The sequence below is a fragment of the Chitinophaga sp. 05T412 genome (assembly GCF_056396465.1).
On the sequence record NZ_JBFTLN010000002.1, the window covers coordinates 565,199 to 591,951 of the forward strand.

Genomic DNA, 26,753 nt, shown 5'->3' on the forward strand with positions numbered 1-26,753 from the left:
TGAAATTATGAAATACAGTTTTACAATTATGCTTCTTATAGGTGTATTGGCGGCTGGCATTCCATTATCAGCGCAGAAAGCAACGCAAAGGCCGCCTAATATTGGAGCCAGCTTTCTGTTAGTTAATCCGGATGCCCGCAGTAGTGGTGTGGGAGATGCCACCACCGGACTTATGCCGGACGCCAATTCGCTGTTTTCCAATGCTGCCAAAATAATATTTGCCGGAGATTGGGGTGTTAGTGCCAACTATTCGCCCTGGATGTGGGAGCTGAATAATAACAAGTCTAATATGGCTTATGTATCTGGCTATAAAAACTGGAATGAATCTGAAGGTATAGGGTTTTCCATGAAATACTTCAATTATGGTTCCGTGACTTTCCGGGATGATAATGGTACTGTTCTGCAGGACTATAACCCGAAGGAATTTGCCGTAGATGGCGCTTATGCCAAGAAGCTCGGTAAGCACATGTCGCTGGCGATCAGTATCCGTTATATACGCAGCCAACTGGGACAGGGCTCCTATAATAATTTACAACAGAAGCCTGCATCCGCTGTTGCTGGCGACATTAGTTATTACTACCAAAACAGTAAGGACAAACTGGATTTTGGCAACCGTTACTGTTTTGGTGTGAGTATTACCAATATAGGTACCAAACTGCAGTACACTGATGATAACACGCGCAAGAGTTTTTTACCGATGAATCTTCGTATCGGTGGCGGCTATACGTTTGTTCATACCGTTGATCATGAGTTCACATTGTCGGTGGATATCAATAAACTACTGGTCCCCACTCCTCCCCTGTATGCGTTGGACTCCAATGGGATAGAAACCAACCAGATTCTAAAGGGTAAAGATCCCAACCGTGGTGTAGTGAGCGCCATCTTTTCCTCTTTTGGGGATGCACCTGGCGGGTTTCATGAAGAATTAAGAGAGTTCACGATAGGTTCAGGGATAGAATATGCCTACCGGCAGGCCTTTTTTTTACGGGCGGGTTATTTCTATGAACATCCTGATAAAGGTTATCGGCAACATTTTTCGGCAGGTGTAGGGGTACGGGTATCTAATCTGTCGCTGGACATTGCCTACCAGATGCCTACCGGGGAAAGCCTCGTTCAAAAAAGAACATTAAAATTTTCGCTGGTATATAATATTGGCGGAACGCGGGATGCGTCCACTCAACAATAGGTACTATCTATCATTCACCTTTTTTAAATATAGCAACAGATGAAACTATTCTACACTGCGCTTTGCCTGTTGATAACAGTCATTGCCCATGCGCAAACGGGAAAAGTTCCCATGCGGAAAAGCGATCCGCCTCCGGGTGCTTCTATTATTCAACCCCAACAATTATCACAGGCCAAAGGGCAGGTGCCGATTAAAGCAGGAGATGCGCAGGCAAACAGCAACCTATCCCGTATGGCGGTATTAAACAATAAAGTACCAGTGCAAACAGGCGGTGCGCAGACATCCAATACGAATCGTCGGGCTGCTGTTGCTGCCCCACAGGGAAACAGCAAAGGTCCTTCTTCCCAGGATATTCCCGTTTCCAGACCGGCATCTAAAGCAGTAGTACCTCCCGTGATAGAGCAACAAGGTACACCTCCTCCCACTATACAGCCCTTCAAAACGATTACTGGTATCAAAAAAGCTGTAAAAAACTAAATCTGATTCCTTATGAAACGAATGCTATTCCTAACCGTTGTTGCCTTATTGGCTGTACTGTTACAACTGCACGCCCAGAGCGGGTTAACGGGTATCAATTACCAGGCAGTTGCCAGGAATGCCAATGGTACTACTTTACCCAATCAGGCATTGAAAATCAGATTTAGTATCCTGGGGGGATCAGCTGCCGGCAACGTGCAATACCAGGAAACACATGATGTAACTACTAATCAGCTCGGGCTTTTCACCGCGCAGATTGGTAAAGGAGATCCTGTGTCTGGTACATTGGCCAGTGTTCCCTGGACGCAGGCGAATCAATATCTGCGGGTAGAGGTTTCTTCCGGCGGAAGCAATTTTGCAGAATTAGGTACATCTCAGCTTATGAGTGTGCCTTTTGCCATATACGCCGCTAATAGTCAGCCTGGGCCAGCAGGGCCACAAGGAGTGAAAGGTGATCCTGGTCCGCAAGGGACAAAAGGCGATCCTGGCACAATTGGACCTGTAGGACCCGTAGGACCTATTGGCGCGACAGGCGCCACTGGATCACAGGGTGCAAAAGGTGATCCTGGTGCAATTGGCCCTATTGGTCCTATCGGACCGATAGGTGCTACCGGAGCTACAGGACCGCAAGGCACTAAAGGTGATCCTGGCGCAGTTGGTCCCATTGGACCGATGGGTGCGACCGGAGCTGTAGGACCGCAGGGAGCTAAAGGTGACCCTGGGGCTACTGGCGCTACTGGTCCTATAGGTGCTACCGGACCAGCTGGACCACAGGGTGCCAAAGGTGACCCCGGTGCAGCCGGTGCTACTGGTGCTACTGGTGCTACAGGACCGATAGGTGCTACAGGACCAGCTGGACCACAGGGTGCCAAAGGTGATCCCGGTGCAATTGGTCCTATTGGCCCCATCGGACCGATAGGCGCGACTGGACCAGCTGGACCACAGGGAGCTAAAGGTGACCCTGGTGCAGCCGGTGCTACCGGTGCAACAGGCGCTGTAGGCCCCATCGGACCGATCGGTGCTACCGGACCGGCTGGACCACAAGGAGCTGTTGGTGCAACCGGACCACAAGGGCCTGTAGGACCACAGGGGTTACAAGGGTTGCAAGGTATACAAGGTATTCCGGGAACCATTACCGGTGTTGCTGCAGGTGGTGATTTGGGTGGTACTTATCCCAATCCGGTAGTAGGAAATGGTAAAATAACTGCTGCTAAAATCGCTGCGGGGGTTATCCCCACAACGCTTCCTCCCAATGGGCCGGCTGGCGGTGATCTGGGAGGTACTTATCCCAATCCGGTAGTAGGAAATGGTAAAATAACTGCTGCTAAAATCGCTGCGGGGGTTATTCCCACAACACTTCCACCCAATGGGGCCGCAGGTGGTGACTTACAGGGTACCTACCCCAATCCTGGAGTAGCAAAACTACAGGGAGTGAGTGTAAATACGGTGGCTCCGGTAGCCGGACAGGTGTTAGCATATGATGGTACCAAATGGACGCCCACAGCGGCGGCTGGCGGGCTCGTACTGCCTTATAGCAATACTGTAAATTTAGCAGGTAGCGTATTTTCTATCACCAACCAGGGTGATGGTACCGTATTGGATGGAATTAGCAATAGTATCAACAGTAGTATTTCTGCTTTACGTGGAACCGTTTCTTCTACTACGCCGGGAGGCTTTTCTTCGGCGGTGAGAGGGATAAATAGTGGCACTGGTGGATTGGGAATAGGTGTGTGGGGATCTCAGAGCGGTAGTGGCTGGGGAGTATATGGTACAACTCCCAATGGCCTTGGTGTATATGGTAATTCATCAGGAGCAGGAACAGGCGTATATGCCAACAGCACTAACGGAAATGGTTTATTTGCTACCAGTACCAATGGAGGTGCCGCTGTTGTATCCATTCTCACCAATACCAATAATTCAATTGCTTTACAGGTGAGCACAGCGGGAGGAGGCAATGCAGTGGATGTCAATACCAGCGGTAGCGGAGTAGCAGTTAATGCTGTTACCACAGGAACCAGTGAAGCGGTATCGGCCTCCAGTGCAGCCAGTATAGCAGTGCATGGTACTACTGCCGCGCTATCCGGCGCTGGTGTGCTGGGAGATAATACTGCCGGTGGTGAAGCTGTTACTGGTCGGACAAAAAGTGCAGGAGCTGCAACAGGTGCGGTAGTAGGCCGAAATGATGGTCCTGGCTATGGCGTATATGGATTCATCAATGCTGATGCGAGCGGAAATGGCATCGGTGTACATGGCAGGGTAGGTGGCGGCGCCAGTACTGGCACCGCAGGATTCTTTGAAAATGTCAACAACCTCAATCCCAGTAATACACTGGCAGCAGTAAGCAATGGTACTGGCAGCGCAGGATTCTTTCAAAATACTAACAACCTCAACACTAGTAATACGCTGCAAGTGGTAAGTATTGGTCCTGGTGTAATTGCCGATCATACCCAGGGAAACGCGGGTAATTTCTTCGCTAATAATACAAGTGGCGTAGGAGCGGGTGTGCGTGGAGAAGTAAACAGTATTTTCGGGAATAACGGTACTGCCGGTGTTTATGGTGTTGGATCAGGTACCGGGGGATATGGTGGTTACTTTGAACATTCAGAAGCCACTGGTTTTGGGCGTGCACTGTTTGTAACCAGTATAGGGAAAGGAACTGCTACAGAACTGATGCATAATGGTCCCAGTGGTAATGCGGCATTCATTCACACCGATGATAATACCAATACTGATAATGTACTCCAGGTAAAGTATATAGGACCTGGTGTGATTGCAGACCATTCACTGGGTAATGCCGGCAATTTTGTTGTGAGCAATACATCTGGCGTGGGCGCCGGTGTACGGGGGGAAGTAAACAGTATTTTTGGGAATAATGGTACTGCCGGTGTTTACGGCGTTGCATCTGGTACAGGAGGATATGGCGGTTATTTTGAACATACCAGCACTACCGGTTTTGGACGTGCACTACTTGTTACCAGTGTAGGTCAGGGTACGGCTACTGAATTAATACATACGGGCCCTACTGGTAATGCTGCACTCATTCATACAGACAATAATACCAATACTGACAATGTACTCCAGGTAAACTCTATAGGGCCTGGTGTGATTGCGGATCACTCACTGGGTAATGCCGGCAATTTCTTTGCTAACAATACTACCGGGGTTGGCGCCGGTGTACGGGGAGAAGTGAATAGTATTTTCGGAAATAGTGGAACCGCTGKCGTATATGGTGTTGCTTCTGGTACCGGCGGATATGCTGGCTATTTCGAGCATAAAGAAACTACTGGTTTCGGAATAGCATTACAGGTGGTGACCAATGATTTGGGAAATGCCATGGTCGTAGATCACGAAGGTGCCAGTGGAGATCCGGCTATATTTCAGACAGGAGGATTGAATGTGGCCAGGATTGATAGAACTGGCAGAGGCTTTTTTGATGGAGGTACACAGAACTCCGGAGCCGATATGGCAGAATCGTTTGCCGTATCTGGTCATAGGGATGCCTATGAACCAGGGGATGTACTGGTGATTGCCACACATGCTGACAGGACTGTAGAAAAATCATCTGAACCTTATTCCTCGTTGGTGGCGGGTGTTTTTGCTACCAAACCAGGGGTATTGTTAACAGAGCATAATATGGCAACAGATCTTGCTGATGAGGTACCTATGGGAGTAGTGGGAGTGATTCCTACCAAGGTATGTAATGAGAATGGCGTTATTCACCGGGGAGATTTACTGGTAACTTCCAGTAAGCCAGGATATGCCATGAAAGCAGATGTGGATAAAGTAAAGCCTGGACAGGTAATAGGAAAGGCCTTACAGGAATTTGTTGATAATACCGGGGTGATTAAGGTATTGGTGAATGTGAAGTAAGTTGTCTCGTTAAAATAGAACTTATAAAAGCAGGTGTCTTCTGATGCCTGCTTTTTTTTATCCCATGAGATGGGATCATCGGCAGTTGATTCTGGGGGCGCTCAACGCCCGATGGTAGCAGGTATATTTGGATACTATCCTATGTAGGCACACAAAAAGGCAAACAGCTCCAAAGGAACTGTTTGCCAAATATATTGAGTTGCCTGTTAAGGCTATAACTAGATTCTGAAGTGAGAGAAAGCTTTGTTAGCTTCAGCCATACGGTGAGTATCTTCTTTCTTCTTGAACGCTGCACCTTCACCTTTGCTTGCTGCTACGATTTCATTCGCCAGTTTATCAGCCATGCTCTTACCGTTTCTTTCACCAGCAAAACGTACTAACCATTTGATGCTCAGGGAGATCTTTCTGTCAGGACGTACTTCCGCTGGAATCTGGAAGGTAGCACCACCGATACGACGGCTTCTAACTTCTACACCAGGTGTAACATTAGCCAATGCTTTTCTCCAAACCTCGTAACCGTTTTCGCCGGTCATTTGGCTTACTTTATCCACAGCATCGTAGAAAATTTTATAGGCAATGCTCTTTTTTCCTTGTTCCATAACGTTGTTAACGAAGCGGGTTACCAGCTTGTCATTAAACCTAGGATCTGGAGCCAGAGGCAATTTCTTTGCAGCTTGCTTTCTCATTTATTGAAAATTACGACTATTTATAATTATTATTTTTTAGCCTTTTCCTTCTTAGTACCATATTTGGAACGGCTCTGCTTTCTGTCTTTCACACCTGCAGTATCCAAGGAACCGCGAACGATGTGGTAACGAACACCTGGTAAATCTTTTACCCTTCCACCACGGATCAGTACGATAGAGTGCTCCTGCAAGTTGTGACCTTCACCAGGGATATAGGCAATCACCTCAACTTTGTTGGTTAAACGCACTTTCGCTACTTTACGCAGAGCGGAGTTCGGTTTCTTAGGCGTGGTAGTGTATACACGAGTACAAACGCCACGACGCTGAGGGCAGCTATCTAATGCCCTGGACTTAGACTTAGCCCGGATAATTTCTCTTCCTTTTCTTACTAATTGTTGTATAGTAGGCATTCTTTACCTAGTTTTTTATGTCGGTTTACAATGACATCCAAATTCCCCACATAGGGATTTTGGGACGGCAAAGGTAAAACTATATGTGTGAATAACAAAATTGTTTCGAAAATATTTTTACCCGGATGATCTTCTGTGTCTAAACAGGGAAAGGTCTTAATTATTCTGGTAGCAGCTCAGGATTACCAAAAACCGGAGTGCAAATGTATGCTTTCCTTGAGAAACAACCATAAAAAATATTGAGTCCCAGCAAAAGTCTGGAGGCTAAAAGCATAAAGCGGAAAGCAAAAAGCTATTGAAGAGAATAACTGTCTGAGCTAATAATATGATATTCAAAGCAAAAAGCTATTAAAGTGGCTTATTATCCGCTTCAATAGCTTTTTGCTTTTAGCTTTATGCTTTCGGCTTATTTAATGATGTAATTCCAGCCACGGGTATCTGCAGCACGTCCGGTGCGGATACCGTCCAGGCGCTGGATTACTTCGGCGCCAATAGTATATTTAGTGGTATCCAGTTTAATCTGGGTATCGAGGTAATCGAGTTCTTCTACGTAGGCCACGCTGGAAGCGGTACCAGTCCCAAATACTTCACGGAGAGTACCTGCTTTATAGGCAGCTACTACTTCGTCGATGGAAATAGGTCGTTCTTCTACCTGGAGGCCCATATCAGCCAGGATGTCCATTACGCTGGCCCTGGTTACCCCTTCCAGGATGGTTCCCTGAGTGAGGTCTGGTGTGATAGCAGTATTGCCTATGATCGCAAAAACGTTCATCGTACCGCATTCCTGGAGGTATTTATGTTCGTATCCATCTACCCATAAAATCTGGTCATACCCCTGTTTCTTTGCCTGCATGGTAGGATACATAGTACCGCCATAGTTACCGGCAGCTTTGGCATAACCTACGCCGCCAGGGAAGGCACGTACATATTTGTCCTGTACCAGTAATTTGATAGGCTTATTAAAATATGCTCCGGAAGGAGAATTGATAATAGCGAATTTGTAAGTATCGGAAGGACGAACACCAATAAACTCATCTGCGGCAATCATAAAAGGACGCAGGTACAGGGAGCAGCCTGCTCCGGTAGGTACCCAGTTGCGATCCATATCTATTAATATATCCATTCCGCCAATAAACAACCACTCAGGTACGTGGGGCATCCCCATTCTCTCTGCAGAGGTGTTAAAGCGTTTGTAGTTATCATATGGGCGGAAGATCATAGGATTATCCTGTGGATCTTTATAGGCCTTGATACCTTCAAAGATGGCCTGTCCGTAATGCCAGGCAGCGTTTGAAGGGCTTACAGACAGATTTTGAAAAGGCAGGATTTCAGCATTTACCCACTCTTTACCATTAAAATCGGCTACCAGCATATGGTCGGCATACATTTTACCAAATGCCAGGTTATTGAAATCCACTTCACTCAGTCTGCTATGCGTAGTTCCGGTGACTTTGATCTTCTTTAGCGCCTCTTCCTTAACTGTTGATTTTTCTACCATCATGGTTAATCGATTTTATCTCAATATTTTTACATTTCAATCGTTGTGCCGCAGGAGCCTTTCCGCTCCGGCTGTGCAAATAAACAGATTTTTCCCCAGCGGGGACTTTCATATTAAATTAAATAATAATAAACATGTCGCTTGAGCAATTCCAACTGGATCCTTACTTTCTGGCTAAAATCTTTACCCAGCCAATCATTCCGGGGAAAAGCGTGCCGGCTGAGGCTGCAGAAAAAGTGGCGCCTAAAGTCAAATATTTAGGAGAAAATCAAAAAAACATCGCGCTCTTCGTAGAAAACGAAAAGGAAGCCTACTTAAACGACGAATTATTCAACCTCCTCACCAATATATTAAATGCCTGTAAACTAGGCATGCAGGATGTATCGCTTATGAACGTATCGCACTACCGTTCTTTGACATTTCCTGACTGGCAGGCAGCAGTAAAGATAGAGAGGGGCGTTGTATTTGGCATTGCACCGGAACAACTTGGGCTCAGTGATATTCCCTTGTATCAGCTGGTCACCGTAAATGGCGCTACCCTGCTTTTTTCCGATGAGTTATCGCTCATTGGCAGTGATAAAGTGCTGAAAGCGCGGCTTTGGGCAGGATTAAAACAATTATTAGGTATTTAATACAATAAAACGCTTTTTCATCCGACTATATGAAATTGATATTTGCTACCAACAATCAAAACAAAGTAAAAGAGTTCCGCTCCCTGCTGGGCGATCAGTTTGAGATCATCACCCTGCTGGAAGCTGGCATAGACATCGATATTCCGGAACCACATGATACGCTGGAAGCTAATGCCACAGAGAAATCTGCTACCATTCACCAGATGACCGGCGAAAATTGCTTTGCAGAAGATACCGGCCTGGAAATTAATGCCCTCCATGGTGCACCAGGTGTTTTGTCTGCCCGTTACGCCGGTGAACAGAAGGAAGCAGCCGATAATATTGTGAAGGTGTTACAGGAAATGGAAGGTCAAACTGACCGCAGCGCTCAATTCCGCACCGTCATTTCCCTGGTACTGGATGGCAAAGAATATCAGTTTGAAGGCGTGAGCAAAGGACATATCACCACTGCCCCGCAAGGGGGCCAGGGATTTGGCTATGATCCTATTTTTGTACCGGAAGGTGAAACCAGGGCATTTGCAGAAATGAACCTGACAGAAAAAAATCAGTATAGCCATCGCGCCAGAGCCTTCGCGAAATTTGTGGCCTTCCTGAAACAAACAACAAACGTTTAGCATCTCCCTAAAAAATAATAATGGCAAGGATTAAGATAGATTTACCGGAAACATTCCCATTTAGCATAGCAATACCCGTACGCATACAGGACGTTAATTATGGCAACCATGTAGGCAATGATGCAATTTTGTCCATCATGCACGAAGCCAGAATTCAGTTTTTGAGCAGCATAGGATATAAAGAACTGGATCATGAAGCCGGTAGTGGTTTTATTATGGCAGACGTAGCTGTAGCCTACAAAGGAGAAGGATTTCATGGAGATATTTTTGAAGTAGCCATTGCAGCAGGAGAATTCAATGCCTTTGGCTTTGAATTATTTTATCGCATCACTACTAACAGGAATGCACAAACGATCACTATTGCCGAAGCTAAAACCGGCATGATCTGCTTTGATTACAAACTTCGCAAAATAGCGAAATTACCGGCCCATCTGAAGGCCAGCCTGGAAACAGGAAAACAAATACCGTTATAATTATGATAGATACCAACACATTAGCCTCCGCCGTGGAGCAGGTAATCACTGCCCGCCGCACCGTGAAGCCTACCAGCATGAATGGCCGGAAAATACCCAATGAAACGGTACAACAATTATTGCAACTGGCCGACTGGGCACCTACCCATGGCCATACAGAACCCTGGTACTTCATGGTATACAGCGGCGATAAAGTACCCGAATTTTGTTTGGATCATGCTAATTTATACAAGCAATACACCCCCGCAGATAAATACATTGCCGGCAATTACGAAAAGCTGAAGAACCAGGGCAACCTGGCCTCTCATGTACTGGCTATTTGTATGAAAAGAGGTAATAACCCCAAGATTCCGGCCATAGAAGAAATTGCGGCCGTATCCTGCGCGGTAGAAAATATCTGGCTGGGTGCTGCTGCCCTTAACCTCGCCGCCTACTGGGGTTCAGGCGGGATGACCTACCACCCTGCCATGCAGGATTATCTGGGTTTGGGAGATGAAGACCTGGTACTGGGTTTCTTTTACCTCGGTTATACCGACGAGCCCGCGCAACCGGGAAGAAGGCTGAAGCCTTTCGATCAAAAATTCAAATGGATGTAATGATAATAACAAAGGGCCCTCACAGGCCCTTTGTTATATTATACAGGTAATAAATATCCATTGGCTTCTGCTTCGAAGCTACTGATTTGTGTCGCCACCCAATGTTCATCTTTATGTAATTCGGCGGCCATGATCCTGGCTACGGCCGGGGCTATACGTATTGCTTCTTTTGCATCCAGGAAAAGCAGGCGGGTACGACGCGCCAGAAAATCTTCCACATTGCGGGCCATCTCTTCCCGTACTGCCCACACCACCTGTGCCTTAATGATGTGATACTCCCGGCTCAGCTCCTCCTGCAGATCCGGCTGGCGGGCTACCATCTGGTGGATATGCAATGCATCGCTGCCATAGAAATACCAGGGATCTTCCCAGTTTACATTATCTGTAGCGCCATGAATTTTAAGGTGCGTAGTAGCAGTGGCCGTTTCTTTCCAGCGGAGCACTTCCTCCAGCTTATGCACAACATCTTCCGCCATGCGACGGTAGGTAGTCCACTTGCCACCAATAATGGTGATCAACCCGGATTTGGCCACAATAATTTTATGGCTGCGGGAAATTTCTTTTGTTTTATGTCCTTCCGCTTTGGCAGCAGCCAATGGCCGGAGACCAGCCCACACGCTGCGTACGTCCGTCCGCTGAGGCGGCCTGGACAAATACTGACCAGCAGTACTGAGGATAAATGAGATTTCGTTCTCCAATGCACGGGGTTCCAGGCTGATATGATTTACCGGCGTATCTGTAGTGCCTACCACTACTTTGTTGTGCCAGGGCACCACAAACAACACCCGACCATCACTGGTGGAAGGAATCATCAAGGCATTATGACCTGGCAGAAACTCACTGTCCAATACCACATGCACGCCCTGACTGGCCGCAATAGACTTAGGTGCCTGCGGGTTATCCATCTCCAGAATATCATCTGCAAAAACACCAGTGGCATTAATTACCGCCTGGGTATTGATGTAGATATCTTCTCCTCCATTGAGTGTATCCTTTACCGTTAGACCGCTGATTTTCCCCTCTCCATCCTTGCGCAGACTGGTTACCCGCATATAATTTAACGCCGTGCCTCCTTTATCGCTGATGGTTTGTACGAGGTTAATGGCAAGACGGCTATCATCAAATTGGCCATCATGGTATAATACGCCACCGGCGAGTTTATCTTCTTTCAGCGTTGACAGTCGCTTCAGCGTTTCTGAGCGCGAAATATGCACCGACTTACCCAGGCTGAGACGTCCGGCCAGCCAATCGTACATTTTGAGGCCGATAGTGTATTTTAAATTCTCCCAAAAATTAAAAGTAGGAATCACAAAAGCCAGATTACGTACCAGATGTGGCGCATTAGCCGCCAGCAACCCACGTTCCACGCTGGCTTCCCGTACCAGCGACACATCTCCCTGCGCCAGGTAGCGTACCCCTCCATGTACCAGCTTTGTACTTTTGCTGGATGTTGACTTAGCAAAATCGACCTGTTCCAGCAACAATGTCCTATACCCTCTTGTAACTGCCTCCAGGGCAGCTCCCAGGCCAGTGGCCCCGCCTCCAATCACTACTATGTCCCAGGGTTTGAGATCCTTTCTTAATGCAGCAACGAGCATTTCTCTGTTCATAAGTTAGTTTTCTTGGTATGGCAATTACTTACAAAATACGGCGGAATTAAGTACCGGGCAAACGCTGCCCCATCGATTACAGAAAACTTAACGGACAAGCGGAGTAAAAGTTTTAAATTCAGGAACATTTACACGGAAAAAATGTTCCTCCATCAGAACTGGTGGGTGCTCAAAATATATGCTGTTTCATATGTTCATGAAGGTTAAACCATTTTTGCTACACATCCTGTTGCTGCTAACCGCTCTGGCCAGCAGCTTTTCCGGCACTGCGCAAAAAAAGAAGCTGGATACCATTCATATGGTAGCCATAGACAGCGCTACCATCCGGAAAAATATCGCTGCCCTGTCCAAAGACAGTAACCGGATTAAAAAATCGGATACCTCCGTTGCGCTCCTGATCAACCGCATCGAGAACTATACCATCATGATGAATGAACTTATGAGTTCACTCAAACGCGGCTTTGACACCGCAAGCATCAGCGGTGGCTTTCCACTGATAGACACTTCTATCGGACTGGTGAAATATAATATTGCCAGTTTGGGCCGTACTCCCAACATCAATGACATTTACACCAATAAAGTAATGCTGGAACAACTGCAACGGAAGCTTAACTCCTGGCAGGGCACCCTCTCCAACTATTACAGCAAACTGATTGCCATCAACGATACCATCCATACCCTGCGCACCGATACCACCATGCGGAACATTCCCGCCGAAGATGAGCTATACGGTTTTTATCTTGGACAAATCACCAACCTGATACTCAAATTTCATGCAGTAGACAGCGCCAACAAACATCATCTGATTAAAATGGGACTGCTGCAAAACAGAGTAGCCAACCGGTATATTGAGGTATCGAACTTGTATGAAGACATGGACTACCGACTGGAACAGTATTCCCTGAATATGTTTGCACGGGATTATCGTTACCTATGGAAACCTCACCGCGACAGTATCAACCCGCTGGATTTTTTTCCTGTGCTAAAAAATTCACTGCATAAAAGCACCAAAGTAGTGCTCATATTTTTCTCTATACAATGGCCTATCTTTTTTATCTGGCTGTTGCTGGCGGTACTGCTTTCCTGGTGGGTATATAACAACATCCGGAGAATCCGGCAAAATCACACCGAAGCAGAAGGCGAAACAATATTGCAACACGCGAAATACGTATACCGCTTTCCTGTGGCCAGTATCGTGGTATTCATTACTACGCTGTCGGCGGTACTTTCCGTCCGCTATCCTATCCTGTTCACTGAAATTACATGGGGGCTGGCCGTAGCCGCGTTATCCATTATTTTCCGTGAACACTTCCCGAAAACATTATTCCGGAACTGGTTATTTCTGATAGGGTTGTTATTTCTTTACAGCCTGAATAACCTGCTTATAGAAATTACCTACGCAGAACAGTGGGGGCTGTTGATTGGCGCTATACTCTCTATTATACTGGTCCGCCGGTTCCTGAAAGAAACTGCACTAACTACGTTTGCACAACCTAAATATACCCGGCCACTGCTGTTCTTTTTTCTCGCCACCAGTATTTTTTCGTTGGTGCTCGTCATTTTTGCCAGAGTGGGCACCGCCAAAATAATGGGCTCCAGCGCTGTTGTGAACACCGTTATGGCGCTCAGCCTCTTTGCATTAGTGAAAATACTGATGGAGGCCGTTTACCTGCAGGTAGAAGCCAATAAAGACTCCAGCACCTTTATTTCGTTCATGGACTACCAGGATGTGCAACGAAAACTGAAGACGTTTCTCAGTATTCTCGCCGGCATCGGTTGGCTGATGATTGTTGCCCGCAACCTGTATTTATATGATGCCATCTATGATACTATCGCGGAGTTCCTTTCTTCCCGACATCAGATTGGTAGCTCGGACTTTACTTTCAGCAGCATTATTATTTTCATCCTGGTGATATGGGTATCTACAGTCGCTTCCCAGCTGATTGCCTATATGTTTGGCAGTACTGGCACCAGTTCAAGTCCTTCGCGGAAAACAAAAATGGGCTCCGCCCTGTTGCTGCTGCGTCTTGCTGTTCTTGCCGGCGGCGTGCTGCTGGCCTTTGCCGCCTCCGGCATCCCCATGGATAAACTAACGATCGTTATAGGCGCATTAGGCGTTGGTATTGGCTTTGGTCTACAGAATGTTGTCAACAACCTGGTATCAGGTATTATCCTCGCCTTTGAAAAACCGCTGGAAGTAGGCGATGTAATAGAAATTGGCAGCCGTTCCGGCGTAGTGAAGGAAATCGGCATTCGCTCCAGTAAAATCAGCGCTCCCGATGGCTCTGAAATCATTGTTCCCAACGGCGAACTCATCTCCCAACAACTTATTAACTGGACAAGAACCAACCGTATCCGTCGCGTTACCTTCACCATCGGTGTTGGATATGGTAGTGATGTGAAACAAGTGATGGATATTATAAAATCGTCATTTACAGATCGCCCGGGAGTGCTTAGCAGCCCCGCTCCTGCCGTACAGCTCTATGAATTTGGCGCCAGCTCCATTAATTTCCGGGCGTATTTCTGGATCGCCGACCTGGATACCGCCGGCACCCAGCAAAGCGACGTATTGGCCTTTATTTATGATGCGCTGAACAAGGCAGGTATCGAACTGCCTTATCCACAGCAGGATTTGCACGTAAGATCCATCGATGAAACCCTGCTGAAAAAGTGGGATAAACCCCGTTCTGATGACGCTGTTTAAAAAATTTTATAAAAAAACGTCAGATACATTTTGAATTTTCATTTATAAGCCGTTATCTTTGCACTCCCGTTTTGGACGAGTAGTCGCTACAGATAGTAGTTACAGCGAATCGAAAAAGGTAAATGGCGAGGTAGCTCAGGTGGTTAGAGCGTTGGATTCATAACCCAAAGGTCTCGGGTTCAACTCCCGATCTCGCTACAGATAAAAAGCCGCAAACACTTAAAAAGGTTTGCGGCTTTTTCGTTTATACGCGATGGTCGGTTTGGTGGTCAGATAATTTGGAGCTCCCAAGTCATTTTTAAGGGTTATCACCCTGTCCTGATTCAACAATGCAAATGCCTGATTACCGATAACCCCAACTCACCAGCCCTTCAAGGCAAAGTTAATCTTCAAATAAGGCGAAAAAATTGGGTGCTAATGCCATATATTGTAAATTAGAATGAAGTTATTACTTAACCGATAACCGTGAAGACTGGTAAGGGCTTACACTTATCCGGCTTTAGACTTTTTCAGCAGCTCCTGGTTAATCTAAGGATCAAAAAACAGATTTAACTAAACCCCTGACAGGATGAAAATTAATAAACCCTTTCCCTTTTTTGAAATCCTATGGAAGTATACCAAAGGTTGTATCCTTTTTTTCTTGTCCATCAACCATTGTGTAGCTCAACGTGTCACTTTTAATAAAGGCGGAACTGAAAGCAAAGGCTATTACGAGGAAATTCCTTATGAATTTGTAAATGGCTTTATGTTTTTAACCCCGGAAATTAATGGTATAAAACGAAAATTTATTTTTGATACCGGTGCCCCTCTACAAATCACTACTGAACTGTTTAATGAGCTGAAGCCCGAAATCATTAATCATACAGAAATAACGGATGCCACTGGGAAAAAAGCTTCGTTAAATATTGTTGCTATAGCAGCGCTGAAACTTAATAATCTTTCCTTTACCGGCGTTCCAGCTTTGGTATCAAGCAGCAGTTTATACACATGCTGGCATATTGATGGTGTAATAGGCAGTAATTTGCTCCGCAAGTCCATTGTACAGATCGTACCCACCAAGCATATTATTATTTTAACGGATGATGAAACCAAACTTTCTATTGATAAGAAAATGCAGATGCCCCTTGTTACTGGCGAGCCGCAAAGTTTCCCCTATTTCAATATGCAGGTTGGAAGTAAAAAAAATCAGACTGTTGGTTTTGATACAGGCAGCCCACACTTTTTACGGATGACAATGGCAGATGCCAAGCGGTTAAAAAAAGAAGATGCTATTGAAAAGATCTCAACTGGTTATGGAATTAATCATCTGGGCCTCCTGGGTGTACCAACACCTGATAGTTTGCAACGGCTGAAAATTTCGTCCTTAATTATAGCAGGGAGTACATTTACAAATGTTGTTACAGAAACCAGTAACTCCAGGAACACCCGGATTGGTACAAAATTATTAGACCATGGTATTGTAACCATCGACTTTATACACCATTTTTTTTATTTTCAGCCAACGGCCCTTACCATTGATCTGAGCGAAAAGCTTTGGTCTTTAAAAACTATTGTAGCAAATGATAAGTTAGTGGTGGGTGTGGTATGGGAAAAGCTTAAAGATCAGGTTAAGTCTGGTGATCAAATTATAGCTATTGATGATGAAAATTGCCAAACTATTGACCTTTGCGACTGGCTAAGTGGCAAAGTGGATAAGATGCTGGACAAACAAACCGCCACCCTTACTATAAAAGACGAACAAGGAAGTATTAAAAAGATTAGTATAACAAAAGAATGATCGCAATCATTCCTTTGTATATGGGACTTACAGTGTACCTGAAAAATCAAATTATGATTCCGATTTTCCCTTTTTGGGATCAATTAACAACTCACAACTACTACCGTCTAGCACCCTGTTAGCACATATTCAAAGGCACATTGGGTACATATTATTAAAATAACAATACTTTTTTACGTATATTGATTATACAATCAAATGCCCAATTGGACTTATGCCTATCCCTAATGTAGCAAACTTGTATCAGATAATTGGTAAAGGAGCTGAAGGCGGCCATGAATTCGCCAGAGTGTTAAACCAACTAATAATAGCTGAAGCTAATGAACGAGGACTGGAATCAATAATAAGTTCAGATGCTTCTGGTGATTATAAAGGTGTTGATAGCATTTTAAAAGAGAGATGGAGAAGAACTGATAATTTTATATACACAGGCTTTCAATACAAATTTTACCCTTCCAACCTTACTACTAATCATAAAGCTGACATTAAGTTATCTCTTGAACGGGTTATTGATAAATTTCCAGAAATGTCAAATTGGATATTGGTTACTCCGGAAGATTTCTCAAAAAATGACATGCGCTGGTTTGAATTATTAAAAAAAGAGTATGAATATAAAGTTTCAATGATAGAAGCCGCCGAAAGGTTCATGAACAAAAGACAGCAGCATTTTCGTAATGATCTCTCCATTTCGCATTGGGGGCACACCAAGCTTATTTCACTCATGTTGAAACACCCTGAAATAGGGAGACACTATTATTCTAATCCATTCTTCATAAAAGAAGAAGGTAGTTTATCACTTAGCAAAATTTCCGTCGATACTCAAAATACAATCTGGCACAGGTCAGAAGAAGAGAAGAATTATTTTATCCAGGAAATAGTGCTCGGTGGATCATCGAAATCAAGCGAACTAATATTCGATTTTCAGTTTATAAATAATGTAGGTCTTATACATCATTTACAACAAATAGACATTATAATAGAAAAAATATGGACACAATTAAGTGGTTTTCCATCTACCGAAGTTCTCCAATCTATTGGAACTATCGAATTCGAAATGGACTTTAATAAGCAGACAAATTCAATTATTCTGGATGATGTAATCGGTGGACCTATTCTTTTTGGAGAAGGATCTAAAAGATTCAAACTTCAACTAAATAATTTTGCCAGGAAATGTCCTGGAAATATGGCTAAAATCCGCTTCGAATTTATATTTAACGATAAAGTAATAAAGAGTGAAATTATAACGCTTAGTTTTTGAAAAATGTTCCGATCTCGCTACGAAAGTCTGAAATAGACAAATTAAATCGATTAAACAAGGACTATTTTACAAAGTGTGTAAACTTAAAAACCTGAGATCAAAATTAATAATTAGATTCTCGCTCTGCTATCAAAAATAGTTAAAAACTGATTTAGGATCATGCCCCGGTTTCTAATGGGCATAGTCCATTTTTTTGATGCTTCCCGCAAAGCCAGGTAAACTGATTTAAGCACGGCGTCATCAATAGGGAAGGATAGTTTGGTAAAATGCCCGAACTCATGTTCCTTTAACGATCTAATTACCAATAAAGCATAAAAAATTGAACTTCCGGCTGCTTGCTTTAAAAATAGAGCTCAATATTGAAAGCATACGATCCGTGCCAAATGCCGCAGTACAGGCATTGCAAGAGGGACTAGATACTCCCTCTCTCTGGATTTTAGCCGGATTTTCCCATTACGACGATACTTACGATATTTTTCATTATTACAATATGTTATTAGGTGAATTAGGTATTGAATTACCTGATAAACGTACTGCAGCCATTGAAGTAGCGCTTCATATTGCTGATGAAATATTTGATAATAAAAAAGATCTTATCGAAGGTGCCTGGGAAATAAAAAAAACGGCTATTGACACTTACCCATTTTATGAAGAGAGTAAACGTTATGTTTATGATAGCATTTGCTTTAGAAAAATATATGCTTCACTTCTTGAAATTGAAGAATTAAGATGCTCAGACATTCAATGGAAACATAACACGACGAATAAGGAATTAGAAGCCGAATACTGTACAGTCTTGATGAATGAGCTCCGGGAGTGGTATGCGCTTATGAAAAAACAATAAATTCTAAACCTATATGCTACCTTATCAATTCAATAAAGTCTATACCCAACTAACCGGAGAATATGAAAATAGCCTCCGGATGTTATTTGTACCAGACACGAGGAATGATATACTTGTTTATGACGGTGGTTCTTTTTATATCGTGAATAAACCTCTCCAATTAAACCTAAACAGCTACAGTCTTGATTTACTGACCACAAAAAAACCAGCCAGTTACAACATATTACAGATCTCCAGTTATTGGGAAAGCCGCAATACCTATTTGAAACTGGAAGGCATCATTATAAAAACTTTCTGGGCATTTTCTACACACGATGGCCAGCAGGTTGAAACTTATAACTACTGTGATCAGAAGCAAACAAGTGCAACATATGAGGAATGGCTAAAAGAAATGGCTATTTCCAATCCCGAAAATATAAGCGATTTAAGATTTGTATAGATTGGCGCTATTTAAGCCCCACAAATATGTGAGGCTTAACAATCTTTCACTCAAAAGTCGCATTCAAAAAATCATTCAACGGTTTCAATGATTTATAAATTTCCGCCAGTTTTTTGGGCGCATCTTTCTCCAACAACTCCTTGTCGGCAATAGGATGAACGGCTACAAAACGTTTCAGCTTCAGGTATTCCGCCATTGGATCATCCTTTTCAAAGCCGGCAGGAATACGTGCCAACTTACCTTCGTTACTCAATTCCCCGAAATACCGGCAAAATTTCTCTTCTCCCAAAATCTTTTGAAATTCTCCGGCATTGCCAGAAATTTCCTTTCGAAGTGTTTTCAGCCGATCGTTCTCCAGCATATAAATACCACCGGCTAAAAAAGACTGGCCAGGTTGAATATGGAGATAATAACCCGCATTTTTGTAGCTAATATTTGCACCGAAATTGGTTTTGTAAGGATCTTTGTTAGATGAAAACCTCGTATCCCGATATATTCTGAAAAGTGATTTCGTGGCATCTACCTTTCCTATTTCCTTATCAAACGTGGTCATCTCCCATAATAATTCCTCCACAAAGGACAGTATATCTTCACGGGCAATAGTGAATAATTGTTTATGCTGATTAAACCACTCCCGGTTGTTGTTTTGCGCCAGCTTCTCCAGATAGCCAAAAGTTGATTGCTGCATCTGTTCTTAGTTAATGGAATGAAGCGCCATCCTGTTACCTTCGGTATCGATGAAGATCGCCTTATAGCCTACTTCTGCGCTGATATAGGTTTTAGGCAAAATGACTTTTCCATTATTGCCTTCCACCTTATCTAATATCACTTGTAAGTTGTTGCCGCCGTTTAAATAAACCAGTACCCCATTTGTTGATGGCTTGAAATCATCTCCCTGTACGATGGMGCCTGATATGTTCTTACCATCAAATGGGAAGAAGCCCATTTTTGTTCCGGAGATATCCATTTCATGGATGGGTACACCTAAAATAGCGGTATAAAAAGATACGGCCCTGCTGAAATCTGTAGCAGGGATATCAATGAAAGTGACAAGATTTTCCATTATTGATTGTTTTGCGTTAGGCAGCAAAGTTGCATCACGCCAACCATCCAAAATTGTAAAAATGGGACAAGGTCACGGTGTACTGTCGAAGATCAAAGACATTTTTAAACTATCACCATAAAATTCTTTGGGGGTCAGACCGGTGAATTCTTTGAAGTCTTTGATAAAATGGGCCTGATCGTAATACTCGCTTTCATAAGCCAGGCCGGTAAGACTTGTTACTTTACTATTCAGCAGCGTTTTGAGTGTAGCCTGCAGCCGGATTGTTTTGGAGAGCTGCTTGGGGCTCAGGCCAATAGAAGAGGAAAACTTACGCACCAGCTGCCTGCGGTTGATATTGCCTTTTCTAGATAGCTCATCTACAGATAGCTGTCCGTTGGCAGTCAGGATAGTTTCAATAGTAGATTGTACAATACAATCGACAGTAGCGGTATCGATGAGCCGGTCGAGCAAAAAGGCCTCCACCAGGCTTATTCTATCAGACGTGGATACTGCCTGTAGAATGTTGTGCGCGATGACTTGTCCATCTTGCCCAAATATTTCTTCCAGCGGCACTACCGTATTTTCCAGCTCCTTTAGTGGAATGGTGGTAAAAGGCAAAAATCCATTTGGATGAAAGCAAACAAAGAAAGTACCGGTTTCACCAGTGGGCTCTACTTCGTATGGCCGGGTTAGTTGCCCCACTACGAAACACTTTGGTAACAAAAAACTGTCTGCGCTTTCAGGATAATGTTTGTACGGATCGCCATAGTGAAAAATCATTTTTATACAGCCGTCTGGAACGATGGTGTTTCTTTTAGGCGTTTTTTCATGCGGGCTTTCCAATGTCCAATAACATTTGACGAATGTTGATAAGTCGCTATCCGGTTCAAATATCTGGTGATTCATTGGCTATTATTTTTCATGCAAATTATTCCATTTTATTCACAGCCACCTGTCAGTTATTTATGAGCAGGAATAACCGCCGTGGCTTCTATCTCCAGTAAAATATCTTCCCTGAACAAGCTGCTTACCTGTACCAGCGTACTGGCTGGCGGATGTTGAACATCAACATATTTATCTCTGACAGCACGAAGTGTTTTCAGATTTTTGGTATCCAGGATGAAATAGGAAAGTTTCACGATATMAGACATTTTTCCTCCGGCAGCGGTTACAATTTTCTGAATATTGGCAAAAACCTGCTCTGCCTGTTGTTCAAAATTATCTTTTCCGATCAGATCTCCTTTGGTATTTAAGGGTACCTGCCCGGAAAGTATCATCATTTTACTGGTCCCCAGGTCGATAACAGCGGCTTGTGAGTATCCATTAGATTTAGCCACTTCGGAGGGGTTTATGAATTGAACGGCGGGCTGGCCTGACTGGGCTTTGGCAAATGAAGTACGCAGCAACAGGAATAGGATACTTAAAATAATTTCTTTTCTCATAGCAATGGATAGTTTATTTCAAGATAGACATTTACCACCATACCTAACTGATGATACATAAAAAAGGTGTGCAGCGATACCGCTGCACACCTCAAAAATCTGTTATAATATTACAGTACGTCTACGGTCTTTTAAATAAACGTATCACATCCAGTTGTTCCGTGCCCGGTGTAACAAAATAAGTCCTCACCAATCCCTTCTCCTCGTTTTTAGGAAAAAGTAAACTGAACTCGTCTACTTTGCTGATTCCTTCACTATCTCCAAAATACCAGCTGTCTGTGGTGCCTGTTTTGGTAAAACACAGCATATACTTTTTGTCCTTCAACTTAAATCCTTCCTCCGGCAAATAATTAGCATATATCCAGGTACCAGGTTTTACATTTTTTGCGATACTCATCATTTGTCCTTCTTCATTTTTCAGAAAGATATCGAGTGCATCATTACTTTGCGGATAGTGAATATAAAAACCCAGTTTGTTGGTGGCCGGGTCTGCAGCAGCCGGTTCTACTTTCAGTTCCTTTCCGTTCATGAATACAAAAGGGAAAAACATTTCCAGCTGGCTGGTACCAAGCGCCAGCTGCTGCTGGAACAAATCTTTGCCAGATGTTTTGTCTTTTATTTTTAATAACACTTCTTTTTTAGCGGACGGATAAGTGTATATTTTACTGAAGGTAACAGCCTTATTGGGCGGTGTAATGAACTTGCTATAAGTGGTGGTGTCAATCGACATTTCCAGCTCAGCATCGCCAACGTTATAGCCCCAGACCTCCACGTTAATGGCTTTCATCTGTTCTTCTTCCTTACTACAGGAAATAAACATCATCAAAGCGACAAGCAATCCGAATATTCTAATATTTGACATGATCTGTTGTTATTTCTTAATAATCTAAACGGGTGTTAAATCTCATGCTGTTTCCACTGGGCGCCTCCGAGAAAATATAGAGTTTAGAGGAAGCGGTAGAAGCCGCCGGTTTGGGAGCAGTAGTAGATATATCGCTCCAGGTGTAGGCCGTGCCATCCACATAAGGCGTATTGGTACCTGCTTTAAATATCCTTACCTGAAAAGATACAGAAGTCAATACGCCATTGTATTCCTGTCTGCCGGTAAGGAATGTAGAAAACGTGGCTGCTTCACTAAATTCATTCGGCTTTACATTCTTTATCCGGGTAACTTCTTCATAAACCTTTGGTGTCACGAAATATTTACCGATGGAGATATCTACCGGTTCACTGTAGTTGGTAACGCTGGGAATGAACATGTATAGGAGGCTGATCTTGTCCTTCACTACAGCGGGCTTCTCGGGCATATCACTGGCTTTGCCATCCAGGTACAGGAAATTTAAAGCAATTGCTGTATCCTCTTTCTTCAATTCCTTTTCCAGTACCAGCTTCCCGGTATTTTTTTCATGGATCGATAACTTAACCGTTCGCCGGTCTCCTTTAAAAGTAAACGCCTCCGACTGCTCAAATGCTGATCCTGCAGAAAGTGGTATTGCCCAGTTGATGGTGTCCAGTTTTATAGCAAGCATTTCGCTACTGGCATTATAGCCCTTGATGGTGATGGGTAATGCGTATTCTTTATAAAGGAAATTGTCGTTATCCTTATTACAGGCAGCCAGCACAAAAACAATCATGCTCCAAAAAAACCAGTTTGTTCTATTTATTTTCATTTCCATTTTTATTATTATTAGAAATTGTAGGATACAGAAAGACTAAAAGCAGCGCCTATCTTGCGGATAAATGTATCGGTGTCACCTATACGAACTTTCCCTTTTCCATCAGGTGAATCTTCATAATGTCCTGCTTCATACTTTTGGGAAAACCCATTTTTCCATTCATATGCATCCGACCATTCTTTGATATTGTCATTAGCGCCCGGCTTCAGACTATAGGTATTTTTTCCATTGATAAAAAAGCGGTATGGGCTATTCGTCAGGTTGCTGACATTTAATCTCACCTGTAAATTTTTATTCTTCAGGAACTTATAACTCAATTGGGCATCCACCTGATCGCGGGGGCGTTCTAACTCTGAATAATGGGGCTGCATGCCTACGGTAAAGGTTTTATAGCCCGAGTGATTGAAGGCGATGTTGGCGCCCAGTCGTTCGCCGGCATATTGCAAGCCTATATTGTACAGTACCGGTACCTGTCCGTACAGCGGGCGTTTTTCTTTCAGGTAGGCTTTTCTGCGGTAGGCATACGTATTCCCATCGGCATCAGCACCGGAGCCTATGGTTTCGTACCGGAAAGCGCTGGCCTGCACTTCGGATTTTTGCAGGGTGAGGTTTCCGCTGAAATACAGGTTATCCAAAAATTTAGTCCCCTTATAGATAAACCCGAGACTCTTGCGCAAGTCCACTTCCCAGCCATTTACATTTGCATAGTCGGAGTTGGCTGTCAGCAAATCAACGGCGCCGCTGCTATTGGTGATGTCCAGGTACATTTCAACTGGATTTTTAAAATGCTTTTTAAAATAGCCAGCTGAAATAACCTCACCTGGTGCAGGGTACCATTCCAGACGCAGATCATAATGCGAAATAATGGTAGAAACCACGCCGGTATTACGCTGTATGCGGCCATATAAATAATTGAAACGGGCAAAGCTGGAATTTTCTATCAAGGCAGGACGAATAGCCGATTGCGCGTAGGAAGCCCTGATATTGAAGTTAGAGAACGGCGTAATGGTCAGGTTACCTGAAGGCAGGAACAGCCACTTCTTATCTTCCGCACTGGCATTGAGGGTTCGATGCACCAGGTTACCGGTTTCCGGATCTACATAACGCTGCTTGTCGGAATTATCGAGATTAGCCTGCGACACCTTATCAGCCGCTTCATCTTTTATCTTCTCATATTCATAATACTCTGCTCTAACACCCCATACTAAACGAAGCCAGTTGGTAAAGCGGTTATCCATCATCACATACCTGGCCTGGTTGTTGTTCCTCCCCGTATAAGTGTTATTGTTGAAGGCAGCCGGATAATAATATGCGTTGGCCATAGGATCTGCAAAGTCCATACTCCATTGCTGTATCGGCTTATAGGCGTCTTTAAATCTTCCTGCCACGCCTACAGGCAAAACGCTCCAATCGTAGCTACCTTTCTTTTCCAGGTATTGATAACCGGCCTTGAGCACCTGCGACTGGTTGTTAACGTTGAACCGATAGCTCAGTGCGGCATCGGCCATCCAGTTGGTTTCAACATACCTATAAGAAGACCGGCTCAGCGGCCCCGGGTTGGCTACGCCACCGGGAGTATAGTTGTAAAATGTAGTGTTCAACGTTTTAATAGGCGACAAGTTTGCATCAATAGCATCCTGTTCATGATTGGTTACCTGGTTGCGGGCCATGCTCCAGTCGAACTTAAAGCGGCCAACGTTATGCTCTCCATTGATCCTGTTCTGTAACAGATCAATAAATTTGGGTCTGTCGTATTCATTGATAGCAGGATTATCGCCAAACCCTATATCTTCTCCCCAGCCTTCTACGCGGAAAAACTGGTTAGCAAATACCCTGGAATAAAAATTACGGGAGATGATCTGATGGTGTTTACCTTTCCATCCCGCATTCAGCAAGGCGCCCCAGCTGGTGGTGAAATTGTATTGTTTCGCTGTTGTTTCCTTGATTTCGGCTCCCGTTGTTGGATCATATAAATTTCCCCCCTGCTTAGTGAAGATGCCGCGTTCAAAATGTGAAACATCATCAATGGCTTGCTCATTGCGGTAACTCAGCGATCCCACAAATCCGATACGACTGTTCTTTACGCTATAACTACGTCCCAGGCTAAATTGATAGTTCTGTCCCGGAGCAGCTTTATAAGTGCGGGTTCCCAGTCTTTCCAGTCCACCGATTCTTTTGTTCTGCGCCGCAATCATTTCAGGGGTCACTTTTTCAATACCGGCAGGCGGAATATGATCATAGGGCTTCTGTGGATTGTAGTTACCTGCATTGAGGGTAAGAATTTCTTTGGGGAAATGATCTCTATTACCGTCATCAAATCCGAGGTAGTCATTTTTTCCGCGTTGATAGCCCATGAATTCTTTGCCGGTGCTACCATTAATATATTTGGCACCGAAGCTGATGGTGGTAAAATTATTGTCGGCAACGGCCATGGTATTGATTTGTACCATTCCTCCGCCGAAGCCGAATCCCATATCCGGCGTAGCTGTTTTGGATACCACTACGTTGTCTACCAGGTTACTGGGAACGATGTCGAATTCAAAATCACGTACCTGTACATCTGTGCTGGGCAGCGCAGCGCCATCCATCATGGCCATGTTATATCTTTCAGCGATACCGCGTACCACTACCCGCCTGTTGTCTGTGGTGCTTACACCGGAAATACGCTTCAATGTTTCTCCGATATTTTTGTCGGGCAATACCGCGATCTGCTCGCGACTGATGCCATTGGAGATACCCGCTTCATTTTTCTGGCGACTGTAAAGGGAAGCAGTAGTCTCCTTTTTTACGGAGGATTTCACAACTACCATCGCCAGGTTGCCCTTTTGTCTTTTAAGGGTGGCGTTTAAGGTAAACGTTTCGCTTTCATTTACGGTAACACCACTCACTTCTTTGGCGCCATATCCCATGGAGCTGATCATCACCGTATAGTGTCCTTCTGACAGCGGTAATGAAAAATTACCGCCATCATCTGTCACCGATCCTGCGTCCCCTATGCGGATGGTGGCGCCAATCACCGGCTCACCATTTTCTTCATCTATCACCTTACCGACTATACGCCCTTTCTCCTTTCTAACAGGAGCAGGCGCCGCCTTCTCTTTTTCAAACAATACAATTCCACCGGCTACTTCTTTATACCCAACATTTGTTTGTTGTAATAAGTATTGCAGGATCTCGGATAAATCTGCTTTATTAAATTCTTTCGGAGAGATCTTCCATTGTGCCAGTCGTAGTTTACCGGCATCATAGGCAATATTTACCGGGCAGGCTTCTTTTACCTGCCGCATGGCCACATCCAGTGTAACATTTGCCACGCTGACAGACAGCTTTACTGCGCCGGGCGACTGTGCCTGTAAACTGCATACTGTCAGCATCAGGCAACACAGTGTTAACATCAGTCTTCGTCTGATGAGGACCCATGTCCCTGTTTCTTTTTTTTCCATACCTTTATGATTGATTTTTTTAGATGGTAATGTTGCTTTCGTCAAAAAATAGCATTACCGAAATGTTTGGCAA

Annotated in this window: 23 protein-coding genes, 1 tRNA gene and 1 pseudogene; 13 read left to right on the forward strand and 12 right to left on the reverse strand. The window is 44.2% G+C overall.

Annotated features, from left to right (window positions below):
• Positions 1-7: 7 nt before the first annotated feature.
• Genes porV through AC1DFM_RS06015 form a run of 3 tightly spaced genes read left to right on the forward strand, consistent with a single transcriptional unit; the run spans position 8 to position 5,533 of the window.
• Positions 8-1,186 carry a type IX secretion system outer membrane channel protein PorV gene (gene porV / locus AC1DFM_RS06005; protein WP_477075792.1) on the forward strand — a complete coding sequence of 393 codons (1,179 nt, stop codon included), beginning with the start codon at positions 8-10 and terminating at the stop codon, positions 1,184-1,186.
• 39 nt (positions 1,187-1,225) lie between these two features.
• Positions 1,226-1,663, forward strand: coding sequence for a hypothetical protein (locus AC1DFM_RS06010; RefSeq protein WP_477075793.1), 438 nt, complete (start codon positions 1,226-1,228; stop codon positions 1,661-1,663).
• Positions 1,664-1,675: 12 nt separating this feature from the next.
• Positions 1,676-5,533 carry a hypothetical protein gene (locus AC1DFM_RS06015; RefSeq protein WP_477075794.1) on the forward strand — a complete coding sequence of 1,286 codons (3,858 nt, stop codon included), beginning with the start codon at positions 1,676-1,678 and terminating at the stop codon, positions 5,531-5,533.
• 218 nt (positions 5,534-5,751) lie between these two features.
• Here the strand turns inward: AC1DFM_RS06015 and rpsG are convergent, their stop codons facing one another.
• The 3 genes from rpsG to AC1DFM_RS06030 all read right to left on the reverse strand — a co-directional run bounded on the left by rpsG (position 5,752) and on the right by AC1DFM_RS06030 (position 8,130).
• A complete protein-coding gene (gene rpsG / locus AC1DFM_RS06020) occupies positions 5,752-6,219 on the reverse strand; it encodes a 30S ribosomal protein S7 (RefSeq protein WP_291917749.1) in 468 nt (155 codons plus the stop codon).
• A gap of 29 nt (positions 6,220-6,248) precedes the next feature.
• The gene (gene rpsL / locus AC1DFM_RS06025) at positions 6,249-6,629 is read right to left on the reverse strand and encodes a 30S ribosomal protein S12 (protein ID WP_012789278.1); all 381 of its coding nucleotides are present in this window, start codon (positions 6,627-6,629) and stop codon (positions 6,249-6,251) included.
• A gap of 406 nt (positions 6,630-7,035) precedes the next feature.
• Entirely contained in the window at positions 7,036-8,130 is a 1,095-nt protein-coding gene (locus tag AC1DFM_RS06030) for a branched-chain amino acid aminotransferase (RefSeq protein WP_477075795.1), read from the reverse strand.
• Between the two features lie 131 nt (positions 8,131-8,261).
• Between AC1DFM_RS06030 and AC1DFM_RS06035 the strand changes: the two genes are divergently transcribed.
• The 4 genes from AC1DFM_RS06035 to AC1DFM_RS06050 are packed head-to-tail and all read left to right on the forward strand — an operon-like array spanning position 8,262 to position 10,442.
• Positions 8,262-8,759 carry a hypothetical protein gene (locus AC1DFM_RS06035; RefSeq protein WP_477075796.1) on the forward strand — a complete coding sequence of 166 codons (498 nt, stop codon included), beginning with the start codon at positions 8,262-8,264 and terminating at the stop codon, positions 8,757-8,759.
• Positions 8,760-8,788: 29 nt separating this feature from the next.
• Positions 8,789-9,373, forward strand: coding sequence for an RdgB/HAM1 family non-canonical purine NTP pyrophosphatase (gene rdgB, locus AC1DFM_RS06040; protein ID WP_477075797.1), 585 nt, complete (start codon positions 8,789-8,791; stop codon positions 9,371-9,373).
• Between the two features lie 20 nt (positions 9,374-9,393).
• Positions 9,394-9,846 (forward strand): acyl-CoA thioesterase, encoded by a 453-nt coding sequence (locus tag AC1DFM_RS06045; protein WP_477075798.1) that lies wholly within the window; start codon positions 9,394-9,396, stop codon positions 9,844-9,846.
• Between the two features lie 2 nt (positions 9,847-9,848).
• The gene (locus tag AC1DFM_RS06050) at positions 9,849-10,442 is read left to right on the forward strand and encodes a nitroreductase family protein (protein ID WP_477075799.1); all 594 of its coding nucleotides are present in this window, start codon (positions 9,849-9,851) and stop codon (positions 10,440-10,442) included.
• Between the two features lie 38 nt (positions 10,443-10,480).
• Here AC1DFM_RS06050 and AC1DFM_RS06055 read toward each other — a convergent pair whose 3' ends face one another.
• Positions 10,481-12,052, reverse strand: a complete 1,572-nt coding sequence (locus AC1DFM_RS06055; protein WP_477075800.1) for a glycerol-3-phosphate dehydrogenase/oxidase — start codon at positions 12,050-12,052, stop codon at positions 10,481-10,483.
• Between the two features lie 190 nt (positions 12,053-12,242).
• On the opposite strand from AC1DFM_RS06055, the gene AC1DFM_RS06060 reads away from it, so the two are divergent.
• The 4 genes from AC1DFM_RS06060 to AC1DFM_RS06075 all read left to right on the forward strand — a co-directional run bounded on the left by AC1DFM_RS06060 (position 12,243) and on the right by AC1DFM_RS06075 (position 17,791).
• Positions 12,243-14,756 carry a mechanosensitive ion channel family protein gene (locus tag AC1DFM_RS06060; RefSeq protein WP_477075801.1) on the forward strand — a complete coding sequence of 838 codons (2,514 nt, stop codon included), beginning with the start codon at positions 12,243-12,245 and terminating at the stop codon, positions 14,754-14,756.
• A gap of 124 nt (positions 14,757-14,880) precedes the next feature.
• Positions 14,881-14,954: transfer RNA gene (locus AC1DFM_RS06065), tRNA-Met, on the forward strand.
• Between the two features lie 370 nt (positions 14,955-15,324).
• Entirely contained in the window at positions 15,325-16,533 is a 1,209-nt protein-coding gene (locus tag AC1DFM_RS06070; protein WP_477075802.1) for a retropepsin-like aspartic protease, read from the forward strand.
• A 214-nt stretch (positions 16,534-16,747) separates the two neighbouring features.
• Complete coding sequence (locus AC1DFM_RS06075) at positions 16,748-17,791, forward strand: hypothetical protein (RefSeq protein ID WP_477075803.1); 1,044 nt, start codon at positions 16,748-16,750, stop codon at positions 17,789-17,791.
• A 110-nt stretch (positions 17,792-17,901) separates the two neighbouring features.
• Here AC1DFM_RS06075 and AC1DFM_RS06080 read toward each other — a convergent pair.
• Positions 17,902-18,045: pseudogene (locus tag AC1DFM_RS06080) on the reverse strand (IS256 family transposase); the annotation flags it as partial.
• A 65-nt stretch (positions 18,046-18,110) separates the two neighbouring features.
• Between AC1DFM_RS06080 and AC1DFM_RS06085 the strand changes: the two are divergent.
• Together AC1DFM_RS06085 and AC1DFM_RS06090 are read left to right on the forward strand one after the other, a co-directional pair.
• The gene (locus AC1DFM_RS06085) at positions 18,111-18,635 is read left to right on the forward strand and encodes a hypothetical protein (protein WP_477075804.1); all 525 of its coding nucleotides are present in this window, start codon (positions 18,111-18,113) and stop codon (positions 18,633-18,635) included.
• A 13-nt stretch (positions 18,636-18,648) separates the two neighbouring features.
• Positions 18,649-19,074 carry a hypothetical protein gene (locus AC1DFM_RS06090; protein WP_477075805.1) on the forward strand — a complete coding sequence of 142 codons (426 nt, stop codon included), beginning with the start codon at positions 18,649-18,651 and terminating at the stop codon, positions 19,072-19,074.
• A gap of 46 nt (positions 19,075-19,120) precedes the next feature.
• On the opposite strand, the gene AC1DFM_RS06095 is transcribed toward AC1DFM_RS06090, so the two are convergent.
• The 7 genes from AC1DFM_RS06095 to AC1DFM_RS06125 form a co-directional block, all read right to left on the reverse strand.
• A complete protein-coding gene (locus AC1DFM_RS06095) occupies positions 19,121-19,762 on the reverse strand; it encodes a DUF2461 domain-containing protein (RefSeq protein WP_477075806.1) in 642 nt (213 codons plus the stop codon).
• Between the two features lie 6 nt (positions 19,763-19,768).
• Positions 19,769-20,137, reverse strand: a complete 369-nt coding sequence (locus AC1DFM_RS06100) for a VOC family protein (RefSeq protein WP_477075807.1) — start codon at positions 20,135-20,137, stop codon at positions 19,769-19,771.
• A 72-nt stretch (positions 20,138-20,209) separates the two neighbouring features.
• Entirely contained in the window at positions 20,210-21,025 is an 816-nt protein-coding gene (locus tag AC1DFM_RS06105) for a DUF6597 domain-containing transcriptional factor (RefSeq protein ID WP_477075808.1), read from the reverse strand.
• Positions 21,026-21,078: 53 nt separating this feature from the next.
• Complete coding sequence (locus AC1DFM_RS06110; RefSeq protein WP_477075809.1) at positions 21,079-21,561, reverse strand: RidA family protein; 483 nt, start codon at positions 21,559-21,561, stop codon at positions 21,079-21,081.
• 121 nt (positions 21,562-21,682) lie between these two features.
• Positions 21,683-22,423: a hypothetical protein gene (locus AC1DFM_RS06115; RefSeq protein ID WP_477075810.1), complete on the reverse strand. Its 741-nt coding sequence runs from the start codon at positions 22,421-22,423 to the stop codon at positions 21,683-21,685.
• A 16-nt stretch (positions 22,424-22,439) separates the two neighbouring features.
• Positions 22,440-23,231 carry a hypothetical protein gene (locus AC1DFM_RS06120; protein WP_477075811.1) on the reverse strand — a complete coding sequence of 264 codons (792 nt, stop codon included), beginning with the start codon at positions 23,229-23,231 and terminating at the stop codon, positions 22,440-22,442.
• A gap of 17 nt (positions 23,232-23,248) precedes the next feature.
• Positions 23,249-26,680 carry a TonB-dependent receptor gene (locus AC1DFM_RS06125; RefSeq protein ID WP_477075812.1) on the reverse strand — a complete coding sequence of 1,144 codons (3,432 nt, stop codon included), beginning with the start codon at positions 26,678-26,680 and terminating at the stop codon, positions 23,249-23,251.
• Positions 26,681-26,753 lie beyond the last annotated feature (73 nt).

Excerpts from the sequence above, each read along its gene's own strand:
- AC1DFM_RS06115 (WP_477075810.1), bottom strand. The coding sequence starts at position 22,423 with ATGTCAAATATTAGAATATTCGGATTGCTTGTCGCTTTGATGATGTTT.
- AC1DFM_RS06055 (WP_477075800.1), bottom strand. The coding sequence starts at position 12,052 with ATGAACAGAGAAATGCTCGTTGCTGCATTAAGAAAGGATCTCAAACCC.
- rpsG (WP_291917749.1), bottom strand. The coding sequence starts at position 6,219 with ATGAGAAAGCAAGCTGCAAAGAAATTGCCTCTGGCTCCAGATCCTAGG.
- AC1DFM_RS06050 (WP_477075799.1), top strand. The coding sequence starts at position 9,849 with ATGATAGATACCAACACATTAGCCTCCGCCGTGGAGCAGGTAATCACT.
- AC1DFM_RS06030 (WP_477075795.1), bottom strand. The coding sequence starts at position 8,130 with ATGATGGTAGAAAAATCAACAGTTAAGGAAGAGGCGCTAAAGAAGATC.
- AC1DFM_RS06035 (WP_477075796.1), top strand. The coding sequence starts at position 8,262 with ATGTCGCTTGAGCAATTCCAACTGGATCCTTACTTTCTGGCTAAAATC.
- rdgB (WP_477075797.1), top strand. The coding sequence starts at position 8,789 with ATGAAATTGATATTTGCTACCAACAATCAAAACAAAGTAAAAGAGTTC.
- AC1DFM_RS06075 (WP_477075803.1), top strand. The coding sequence starts at position 16,748 with ATGCCTATCCCTAATGTAGCAAACTTGTATCAGATAATTGGTAAAGGA.
- AC1DFM_RS06070 (WP_477075802.1), top strand. The coding sequence starts at position 15,325 with ATGAAAATTAATAAACCCTTTCCCTTTTTTGAAATCCTATGGAAGTAT.
- AC1DFM_RS06090 (WP_477075805.1), top strand. The coding sequence starts at position 18,649 with ATGCTACCTTATCAATTCAATAAAGTCTATACCCAACTAACCGGAGAA.
- porV (WP_477075792.1), top strand. The coding sequence starts at position 8 with ATGAAATACAGTTTTACAATTATGCTTCTTATAGGTGTATTGGCGGCT.
- AC1DFM_RS06125 (WP_477075812.1), bottom strand. The coding sequence starts at position 26,680 with ATGGAAAAAAAAGAAACAGGGACATGGGTCCTCATCAGACGAAGACTG.
- AC1DFM_RS06105 (WP_477075808.1), bottom strand. The coding sequence starts at position 21,025 with ATGAATCACCAGATATTTGAACCGGATAGCGACTTATCAACATTCGTC.
- AC1DFM_RS06010 (WP_477075793.1), top strand. The coding sequence starts at position 1,226 with ATGAAACTATTCTACACTGCGCTTTGCCTGTTGATAACAGTCATTGCC.
- AC1DFM_RS06095 (WP_477075806.1), bottom strand. The coding sequence starts at position 19,762 with ATGCAGCAATCAACTTTTGGCTATCTGGAGAAGCTGGCGCAAAACAAC.
- rpsL (WP_012789278.1), bottom strand. The coding sequence starts at position 6,629 with ATGCCTACTATACAACAATTAGTAAGAAAAGGAAGAGAAATTATCCGG.
- AC1DFM_RS06045 (WP_477075798.1), top strand. The coding sequence starts at position 9,394 with ATGGCAAGGATTAAGATAGATTTACCGGAAACATTCCCATTTAGCATA.
- AC1DFM_RS06060 (WP_477075801.1), top strand. The coding sequence starts at position 12,243 with ATGTTCATGAAGGTTAAACCATTTTTGCTACACATCCTGTTGCTGCTA.
- AC1DFM_RS06120 (WP_477075811.1), bottom strand. The coding sequence starts at position 23,231 with ATGAAAATAAATAGAACAAACTGGTTTTTTTGGAGCATGATTGTTTTT.